This window comes from Gemmatimonas sp. (assembly GCF_031426495.1).
Lineage (GTDB): Bacteria > Gemmatimonadota > Gemmatimonadetes > Gemmatimonadales > Gemmatimonadaceae > Gemmatimonas.
In genome coordinates this window covers 22,720-31,731 of sequence record NZ_JANPLK010000039.1, presented here as the reverse complement: position 1 = coordinate 31,731, position 9,012 = coordinate 22,720, and the positions used below count along the sequence as shown (strand labels likewise).

9 protein-coding genes are annotated in these 9,012 nt (G+C 65.3%); all 9 read left to right on the top strand.

The genetic code is table 11. The features are described from left to right. Window positions 1-35: 35 nt before the first annotated feature. The 9 genes from lpxD to RMP10_RS09765 are packed head-to-tail and all read left to right on the top strand — an operon-like array spanning window position 36 to window position 9,010. Entirely contained in the window at window positions 36-1,115 is a 1,080-nt protein-coding gene (gene lpxD, locus RMP10_RS09805) for a UDP-3-O-(3-hydroxymyristoyl)glucosamine N-acyltransferase (protein ID WP_310570127.1), read from the top strand. Beyond that, window positions 1,112-2,440, top strand: coding sequence for a bifunctional UDP-3-O-[3-hydroxymyristoyl] N-acetylglucosamine deacetylase/3-hydroxyacyl-ACP dehydratase (locus tag RMP10_RS09800; protein ID WP_310570125.1), 1,329 nt, complete (start codon window positions 1,112-1,114; stop codon window positions 2,438-2,440). The genes lpxD and RMP10_RS09800 overlap by 4 nt, the downstream gene beginning before the upstream one ends. After that, window positions 2,437-3,213, top strand: coding sequence for an acyl-ACP--UDP-N-acetylglucosamine O-acyltransferase (gene lpxA / locus RMP10_RS09795; RefSeq protein ID WP_309669747.1), 777 nt, complete (start codon window positions 2,437-2,439; stop codon window positions 3,211-3,213). Before RMP10_RS09800 ends, lpxA begins: the two co-directional genes overlap by 4 nt. An 11-nt stretch (window positions 3,214-3,224) precedes the next feature. Next, window positions 3,225-4,256 (top strand): Gfo/Idh/MocA family oxidoreductase, encoded by a 1,032-nt coding sequence (locus RMP10_RS09790; RefSeq protein ID WP_309669748.1) that lies wholly within the window; start codon window positions 3,225-3,227, stop codon window positions 4,254-4,256. Further along, entirely contained in the window at window positions 4,249-5,373 is a 1,125-nt protein-coding gene (gene lpxB, locus RMP10_RS09785) for a lipid-A-disaccharide synthase (protein ID WP_310570124.1), read from the top strand. Before RMP10_RS09790 ends, lpxB begins: the two co-directional genes overlap by 8 nt. Continuing rightward, window positions 5,373-6,083 carry a lysophospholipid acyltransferase family protein gene (locus tag RMP10_RS09780; protein WP_310570123.1) on the top strand — a complete coding sequence of 237 codons (711 nt, stop codon included), beginning with the start codon at window positions 5,373-5,375 and terminating at the stop codon, window positions 6,081-6,083. Before lpxB ends, RMP10_RS09780 begins: the two co-directional genes overlap by 1 nt. A gap of 4 nt (window positions 6,084-6,087) precedes the next feature. Next, entirely contained in the window at window positions 6,088-7,182 is a 1,095-nt protein-coding gene (locus RMP10_RS09775) for a tetraacyldisaccharide 4'-kinase (RefSeq protein WP_310570122.1), read from the top strand. A gap of 24 nt (window positions 7,183-7,206) precedes the next feature. Continuing rightward, on the top strand, window positions 7,207-8,517 hold the full coding sequence (locus RMP10_RS09770; RefSeq protein ID WP_309669753.1) for a Glu/Leu/Phe/Val dehydrogenase: 1,311 nt from the start codon (window positions 7,207-7,209) through the stop codon (window positions 8,515-8,517). A gap of 28 nt (window positions 8,518-8,545) precedes the next feature. Further along, on the top strand, window positions 8,546-9,010 hold the full coding sequence (locus tag RMP10_RS09765; protein WP_310570121.1) for a 23S rRNA (pseudouridine(1915)-N(3))-methyltransferase RlmH: 465 nt from the start codon (window positions 8,546-8,548) through the stop codon (window positions 9,008-9,010). Window positions 9,011-9,012 lie beyond the last annotated feature (2 nt).

Below are 9,012 nucleotides of genomic sequence, written 5' to 3'. Positions count from 1 at the left end.
ACCCGCCGGCGGGCGGCGGTTAGGGCCAACCCCCCATCACCGCCGCTGCCGTTGCGGCGCAAGTAGGAGGCGTGCTCGTTGGCGACGGGTCGATCGAAGTGCGGGGAATTGCCCCACTCGACCGCGCCGGCCCCAACGAGCTGAGCTTTTTGTCGCATCTGCGGTACGGACAGTGGTTTGCCACCTCCCGCGCCGGCGTGGTGCTGATTTCGCCCGAACTGGCCGAGCTGGCGGGCACGCCCTTGACCCGCATCGTCGTAGCCAGGCCGGTGGACGCCATGGTCACGTTGCTGGCCCGATTTCATCGCAAGGAGCCGCGCGCCCAAGGTGTACACCCGTCCGCCATCATCGCGAACGACGTACACCTTGGTGAAGGCGTCACGATCGATCCGTTTGTCGTGATCGGCGAGGGAGCGGTGATTGGTGACGGCAGCTGGATCAGCGCCCACGCCGTTATCGGAGCAGGATCAGTACTCGGCAGAGATGTGCGGGTGCACTCCACGGCGGTCGTCTACCCGTTCACCGAGCTGGGAGACCGCGTCACGCTGCACGCGGGTGCGCGGGTCGGCCGCGAAGGCTTCGGCTTTGTGCCGCGAGCGAACGGCGTGGTGCGTATTCCGCATGCGGGGCGCTGCATTCTCGAGCATGACGTCGAGGTGGGGGCCAACAGCTGCATCGACCGCGGCAGTGTGGATGACACGATCATCGGTGCCGGCACCAAGATCGACAACCTCGTGCAGATCGCGCACAACGTGCGCGTCGGACGCGGCTGCTTCTTCGCGTCCCAGGCCGGCGTCGCCGGTTCCACGCGCATAGGCGATGGCGTCCAAATCGGTGGCCAGGTTGGCATCGGGGGACACGTGACCATCGGCTCAAAGGCGAATCTGGCTGGCGGCGCCGGTGTGATCGGCAACGTGCCGGCCGGCGAAACGTGGTCCGGTTATCCGGCGCGCTCCCACCGGGATCACCTGCGCGCGTCGGCCGCGATCGCCCGTCTGGCCAAGATCGTGCGCCCCCTCGAGCAGCTGGTCGCGAAGCCGGAATTGTCGAGCCACGACGCCGACAGCCGCGCCGACAGCCGCGCCGACAGCGCGCCTGACGAGAGTGGCACATGATCGCGAAAGCCGGAAAGACGCCGGGCGCAGTCGCCGGCTCCGAATACGAGCCGGCAGGCCAGCGACGCACGATCGGCGCGGAGGCGGTGGTCGAAGGCATCGGTCTTCACCTCGGACAGTCGTGTCGCCTTACCTTCCGGCCGGCCCCAACGGGCACCGGGATCGTGTTTCGTCGGACCGACATCGTTAACGCTGCGCCCATTTCGGCGCGTGTCGAGTTCGCGGTAGACGCCGAGCGTCGCACGCAGCTCGGGAGTGGCCCGGAGGCGTTGCACACGGTGGAGCATGTGCTGGCCGCCGTAGGCGCCCTGTCCATCGACGATCTCGAGATCGGGATGGACGGCCCCGAGCCGCCGATCATGGACGGCAGCGCCGCGCCGTTTCTGGAGGCACTGCGCGCTGCGGGATTGGTCGTCAACGGCGGTCGTCCCGAGTGGTTGGTGCTGCGGAAATCGATTCGAGTGGTGGATGGTGAGTCGGTGTACGAGGCGCGCCCGTGCATGGGCCTGTCGCTCGACGTCACGATCGATTTCCCCCACCCCCTCATCGGCACACAGCGCACGCAGTGCATGGTGACCGCCGACAGCTTCACCCGCGAACTCGCCTCGGCGCGAACCTTCGGGTTCACGCACGAAGTGGACGCGCTGCGTTCGAAAGGATTGATTCAGGGGGCGACCACCGCCAACGCCGTGGTGCTCGATGCGGACGGCGTGGTTGATACCACGCTTCGCTGGCCTGATGAATTTTCCCGACACAAGGCGCTCGATTGTGTCGGTGATCTCGTTCTCGCTGGTGCGCGCGTTCGCGCGCACATCATCGCTCACAAACCGAGTCACCGGGGTACGGTCGCCCTGGTGCGCGCCCTCGTGCAACACGCTGTCCGGGAGCCCGCCGTGTATTCCATCGAAGATATCATGCAGGTGCTGCCCCATCGGTACCCGTTCCTGCTCGTCGATCGCATTCTGGAGATCGAGGAAGGGAAGCGGATCGTGGGACTCAAAAACGTCACGATCAACGAACCGTTCTTTCAGGGACACTTTCCAGGGCATCCGATCATGCCCGGAGTGCTGATCATCGAGTCGATGGCGCAGGTGGGCGGCATGCTCCTCATGCGCACCATTGCCGATCCGTCGAGCAAAGTCGTGTACTTCCTGTCGCTCGATAACGTGAAGTTCCGCCGTCCGGTGAAGCCTGGCGATCAGCTGCGGATCGAAATGGAAGTGCTGCAGATCCGCGGCACGATGTGCAAGATGCGTGGCGTCGCCACCGTGGACGGACAGGTGGTGACCGAGGCGGACATGGCGGCGATGGTCCGCGATCGATGACTGCGCGTATTCATCCGACGGCACTCGTCGATGCGTCGGCGCAGCTCGGCGAGGATGTGGAAGTCGGACCGTGGGCGATCATCGGACCGCAGTGTACTATCGGCAACGGTACGCATGTCGCCGCACGTGCGACGCTCGAGCGGAATGTGCGGCTCGGTGAACGCGTACAGATCGGCATCGGCGCGATCCTCGGCGGTGATCCGCAGGATCTGAAGTATCGCGGTGAGGAGACGTGGGTCGACATCGGCGATGAAACGTCCGTGCGCGAGTACGCGACGATCAATCGGGGCACGGCCCACTCGATCACGACGAGCGTCGGTCGCAACTGTTTCCTGATGAGCTACGTGCATCTGGCGCATGATTGTCATATCGGCGACAACGTGATCATCTCGAACGGCACGCAGCTGGCGGGTCACGTGACCGTCGAGGACAAGGCGACAATTTCCGGATTGTGCGCCGTGCACCAGTTCTCACGAATTGGCCGTCACTCGTTTATCGGCGGATGCTCACGCGTGGCGCAGGATGTGCCGCCCTTCGTTCGTGCGGTGGGCAATCCGATCAAGCTGTTCGGACTGAACTCGGTGGGCCTGCGGCGAACGGGTTTCGAGGAAGACGTCGTCCGTGAACTCAAGCGGGCCTATCGTTTCTGCTTCCGCTCCGATCTCAACCTCGGTCAGGGTGTCGAGAAAGCGCGCGCCGAGCTCACGATGCTTCCTGAAGTGCAGCACTTCCTCGATTTCATCGAAGCGAGCCAGCGAGGCGTTGGATTCTGAGAACCACGACCATGACTCCGGAGTCGCGCGCCTTCTCGAAGAGCGATGCGCCGCGCGTCGGTGTAGTCGGCGCCGGTGGCTTGGGCGTGCACCATGTGCGGATTCTTCGCGATCTGTGCGGCGATCGGTTCGCCGGGTTTGTCGATGAGAATCCAGGACGCGCGGCCGAGGTGGCCACGCAACTTGGCGTCCGCGTGTATCCGTCGTTGTCGGCGATGCTCGACGATGTGGACGCGGTCTCGATCGTCGTGCCCACCACCGCGCATCATGCCGTGGCGTCGGCGGCGCTCGATCGCGGCAAGCACATCTTCGTCGAGAAGCCGTTCACCGTCACGCTCGAGGAAGCCGATGATCTCCTGGCTCGAGCGCGCGCGGCCGGTGTGCTGCTGCAGGTCGGCCACGTGGAGCGGTTCAATCGCGCCGTGCGCGCGGCAATGCCCTTTGTCGATGGGCCGCGATTCATCGAGAGTGACCGGTTGGCGCCATTCAATCCACGCGGCTCCGATGTGGCCGTCGTGCTCGATCTGATGATTCACGACCTCGATCTGGTCCACACGCTCGTCGGGCTTCGCGTGTCGGACGTGCAGGCCATGGGCATGCCAGTGCTCACGCCGCAGATCGACATTGCCAACGCCCGTCTCACGTTCGCGAACGGCGCCGTGGCGAACATCACGGCGAGCCGCGTTTCCCGTGAGCGCTTGCGGAAGCTTCGGATTTTCCAGCGCAGTGGGTACATCTCGCTCGATCTCGCGGCGGGCACCGGCGAGTTCTTCCGATTGCGCGGGGATTTTGATCCGATGCTCCTGGCGCGCGCGCCGCGTGCGCTCGAGGAGTTCGTGGAGCGGGTGCCCCTCGAGGCACCGGACGGCGAGCCGCTGGTGCTCGAGCTGTCGCAGTTCCTCGGCGCGATCGCGGGACGGAATGCCGTGGCGGTCACCGGTGAGGAAGGACGAGAGGCGCTCGAGGCGGCCCTCCGCATCGTGACGGCGATCGAAGAGGCGCAGCAGGTCATGCGTGCCTCCGACGAGTCAGCGCGTGCGTGAGATTCTGTTCGTCGTCGGCGAGGCGTCCGGCGATTTGCACGCGGGCAAGGTGGCGGAATCGCTGCGCGTCATGGCACCGGAGTTGAAGATGGTCGGCGTCGGCGGCGGCCACATGCGCGCCGCCGGTGTGGAGATCATCGAGGATGTCGAGAATCTCGCTGTCATGGGGTTCGCCGAAGTCGTCCGGCACATTCCCAAGCACTACGCGTTGCTCGGCCGCTTGCGGGAGCGCATCAACAGCGGACGCGTGGAGCTGGTGGTGTTACTCGACTATCCCGGCTTCAATCTCAAGGTGGCTGACGTCGCGAAGAAGGCCGGGGTGCCGGTGCTGTACTACATCACGCCGCAAGTGTGGGCGTGGGGCGCCGGCCGCTTACCGAAGCTGGCCCGTGTGGTCACGAAGGCGGCGTCGATCCTGCCGTTCGAGGAAGGGTTGCTGCGTCGTCACGGCGTGGACGCCACGTTCGTGGGACACCCGCTACTGGATCGCGCCCAGTCCTTGCCGACGCAGTCGGAGGCGCGCGCGGCACTGGGACTTCCCGCCGATGGTCCCATCCTCGCGGTGTTTCCCGGATCTCGCCGTGCGGAGTTGTCGCGGCATCTGAAGCCGTTCATGGAGACGGCTACGCTGTTGCAGTCGCGTATTCCGGGACTGCACGTGGTCGTGAGCGTCGCGCCGACGGTGCAGATCAGTGAAGCCGATTGTCCATTCCCACGCGTGCACAGTGCGTCCTTCACCGTGCTGCGCGCGGCGACGGCGGGGCTCTTGAAGAGCGGAACCACGACGCTCGAGGCGGCGGTCGCTGGACTACCGCATGTGATCGGGTATCGCACGAGTGCGATCACCTATGCGATCGCGCGTCGCCTCGTGAAGATCCCGCACATCGGGCTCGTGAACGTGGTCGCGCACCGCGAGGTGTCCCGCGAGTTCGTGCAGGATGCATTCGAGCCAAGTCGGGTGGCCGACGCGCTCATGCCGCTGCTCGAGGTACACAGTGCGGCGCGGGCAGACGCGGAGGCCGGGTTGAGTGAAGTTCGCGGCATGCTGGGCACGCCCGGCGCGTCCGAGCGCGTGGCGCACATGATCAGCGAACTCGTCGCTACTAGACCGGCGTGATGCCGGAACGCAACGTGCCGGATCGCGAGCCGCCCGCGCCGCGCACGTCGTCGGCCGCCTTCGACTGGCGCACGCGAGTCGCCATCACGCTTGGCACGTGGGTCTTGTATGCGCTGGGCGCGACGTGGCGGGTGAAGGTGCACGGACGGCAGGCGCTGCTCGATCGCGCGCCCGAGGACTCGCGCGTGGTGTTCACGCTTTGGCACGGACAGATGCTGCCGATCTTGTGGGCGCACCGTCAGCCCACCGGCGTGATGATCAGTGAGCACAAAGATGGCGAGATCATCGCGCGCATCGTGGGAACGTTCGGTTTCTTCGGCGTTCGCGGATCATCGTCGCGGGGAGGCACGCGGGCGCTGCTCGAGGCGGTGCAGGTGCTCAAGCGTGGTGCCGACATGGCCATCACCCCTGATGGGCCGCGCGGACCGCGTTACAGCTTCGCTCCGGGAGCGCTGGTGCTCGCGCATCGGGCCGGCGCGCCCGTGGTGTCACTCGTAGCCCATGTCGATCGTAAATGGCAGTTGCGCAGCTGGGATGGATTCGAGATTCCGAAGCCATTTGCGCGCGTCACGATCGAGTACGGCGAGCCGGTCGTGTTGGATGATCCCGATGTCCGTGCTGCGGCGGCGCGCACCGAAGCGTTCGCACAGCGGATGCGTGATGCGGTCGCGCGCGTCGAGAGGCTCTCAAACGCGTCGACGCGCGCGTGACGGGATGAGTCTCGGCACCGGTGGGCGCGCGTTCATTTCGCATGTCTGGGATTCTGACGCTGTCGGTGCGCGACTCGTTCGTGGCGCCGTGACGCCGTTCAGTTGGCTCTTCGGCGTGATCGTCGCGCGTCGCAACGCGGGCTTCGACGCGCGCGTACGCGATGGGGCGATGCCCGTGGCGGCCTTACCCGCGATGTCGGTGGGCAATCTCACGGTGGGCGGCACTGGCAAGACGCCCGTTGCCTCGTGGTTCGTCTCGCGCTTGAAAGCTGGTGGTGCAACCCCGGCACTGGTATTGCGCGGTTACGGAGACGATGAGTGGCGTGTGCACGGACTCCTGACTCCCGGCGTCCCGGTGGTGGTCGCGCCGGAGCGTGCCGTCGGGCTCGTGACCGCCCGCAGCATGCAATGTGACTGCGCCGTACTCGACGATGCATTTCAGCATCGTCAGGTGTCGCGTGTCGTGGATGTGGTGTTGGTGAGCGCGGATGCCTGGCACGAGTCTGTTCGCCTGCTACCGAGCGGTCCGTATCGGGAGCCGCTGGGAAGCCTGAACCGGGCGTCCGTGGCGGTTATTACGGTCAAAGCGGCGCCGACGGAGCGCGTGCAGGCCGTGCGTGCCGCCATTCGCGCGGCGGCGCCTGACGTTCCGATTGCACAGCTGCGGTTGACGCCCGGTACCATCCGTCTCGCTGCCACGATTGCGGGCGGGTCGGGGGGGCCACGGAGCCTGCAGCACGACCTGACGTGGCTTCGCGGACGAAAACTCGTGCTCGTCAGTGCGATCGCCGACCCCGACGCGTTTCGGCGTCAGATGGAGGCTGCGGGGGCCGTGGTCGAGCATCACGCGGCGTATCCGGACCATCACGATTTCGTGGCGAGTGACGTGGCTGACATCGTGGCACGGGCCGATTCCTCAGTAGAGGTGCTCTGCACCCTCAAAGATGCCGTCAAACTGGTACCGCTTTGGCCTCGCGCCGGGGCCGCGCTTTGGTATGTTTCCCAGACTGTGGTGGTCGAGCAAGGCGCCGAGATACTGGATAAGGCTGTAGCCCGAGTATTGGCGGCGCGCAGGGCCACCACTCCCACCGCCGGCTGAGTCCGGCCTAAAATACCTGGCGAAATGGCTATCGACCTCCTCCGCCTGCCGACGGACAGTATCGTCCGCCCGGACAAGGACAGGTTCCTGAACGAAGAAAATCCGTTCGAAGCGATGATGTCTCGCTTCGACCGTGCCGCCGAGCTGCTCGATCTCGAGCCCGGCATCTACAAGATTTTGCGCAACCCTGAAAAGCAGCTGATCGTTTCGGTACCCGTGCAGCTCGACAACGGGGACGTGGAGGTGTTCACGGGCTACCGCGTGTTGTACAACACGTCGCGTGGTCCGGCGAAGGGCGGCATCCGCTTCGACATGAAGGTGACGCTCGAAGAAGTAAAGGCGCTTGCGGCGTGGATGACGTGGAAATGTGCCGTGGTGAACCTGCCATTCGGCGGCGCAAAGGGCGGCGTGATCTGTGATCCGCTCACGATGAGCGTCGGTGAACTCGAGCGTGTGACGCGCCGCTACACCAAGGGCATCATTTCCCTGCTTGGACCCGACACCGACGTGCCGGCACCGGATGTCAATACGAACGAGCGGGTGATGGCCTGGGTCATGGACACCTACTCGATGCATGTGGGTCGCACCGAGAACGCCGTCGTCACTGGGAAGCCGATCGAGATGGGCGGCTCGCATGGTCGCCGTGAAGCCACGGGTCGTGGCTGCATGCTCGTAACGCGCGAAGCGCTTGACCACCTTGGACTCTCCATGAAGGGAGCGACGGTCGCCGTTCAGGGCTTCGGCAATGTCGGCTCGACGGCGGCCAAATTGATGGCCGCCGAGGGCTGCAAGATCGTGGGCATCGGCGATCGGGCCGGATCGTTCTACAACGCAAAGGGCATCGATGTCGATGCCGCGATTGCATATGTGCAGAAGCATCGCTCGCTTGAGGGCTTCGCGGGCGCCGAGATGATCGACGCCGACACGCTGCTGACGCTCGACGTGGACGTTCTGGTTCCGGCCGCGCTCGAGAACGTCATCACCACGAAGAATGCGGCCCGTATCCGCGCCAAGGTGATCTGCGAAGGCGCCAACGGTCCGACTACCGCCGCCGCCGATCCGATCCTCGATGAGAAGGGCATCTTCGTGATTCCGGACATTCTGGCCAATGCGGGCGGCGTGACGGTGTCGTACTTCGAGTGGGTGCAGGATCGCATGGGCTACTTCTGGTCGGAGGCCGACGTCAACGAACGACTTGGCGGCATCATGACGCGCAGCTTCCAGGACGTACTTTCGCTTTCGAAGCAGCATCGCGTAAACATGCGGACGGCCGCGTACATGCTGTCGATCAGTCGGGTGGCCACCGTGCATCGTCTGCGCGGCATCTACGCGTGATTGTTGACGCGGCGTCGGATCCGGAGTCATGCGGATCTCGCTGCTGGTAATCGGCCGGCCCCGCCATGCGGGGCTGGCCGATGCCATTCGGGACTATGAGACTCGAGCGGCGCGCTACTGGCCGCTCGACGTGATCGAGGTCAAGGAAGAATCAGGACGCGGACTCACGCCGGCGCTGGTGATGGATCGCGAGGCCCAGCGTCTCTCCGAGCGCATCTCGGGCGATGCGCAGATCATCGCGTGCGATCCGGGCGGAGAATCGATGGACTCCACCCGATTCGCTGGCTGGCTGCAGGAGCAGCGGGAGCAGGCGCGTAGCGTGGCTTTCGTGATTGGCGGGGCGCATGGTCTCGGCGAGTCCGTCCGCAGCCGTGCGGCCCGCCGATTATCGCTCGCCCCGTGGACGTTGCCGCATGAGGTAGCGCGGCTGGTGCTCTCGGAGCAATTGTACCGGGCGGGCACCATTATTCGAGGCGAACCGTACCACAAGTGAGC

Bases quoted from the DNA above. Each gene is read 5' to 3' on its own strand.
- RMP10_RS09800 (WP_310570125.1), top strand. From the start codon at position 1,112: ATGATCGCGAAAGCCGGAAAGACGCCGGGCGCAGTCGCCGGCTCCGAA.
- lpxA (WP_309669747.1), top strand. From the start codon at position 2,437: ATGACTGCGCGTATTCATCCGACGGCACTCGTCGATGCGTCGGCGCAG.
- RMP10_RS09790 (WP_309669748.1), top strand. From the start codon at position 3,225: ATGACTCCGGAGTCGCGCGCCTTCTCGAAGAGCGATGCGCCGCGCGTC.
- RMP10_RS09780 (WP_310570123.1), top strand. From the start codon at position 5,373: ATGCCGGAACGCAACGTGCCGGATCGCGAGCCGCCCGCGCCGCGCACG.
- RMP10_RS09775 (WP_310570122.1), top strand. From the start codon at position 6,088: ATGAGTCTCGGCACCGGTGGGCGCGCGTTCATTTCGCATGTCTGGGAT.
- RMP10_RS09770 (WP_309669753.1), top strand. From the start codon at position 7,207: ATGGCTATCGACCTCCTCCGCCTGCCGACGGACAGTATCGTCCGCCCG.
- RMP10_RS09765 (WP_310570121.1), top strand. From the start codon at position 8,546: ATGCGGATCTCGCTGCTGGTAATCGGCCGGCCCCGCCATGCGGGGCTG.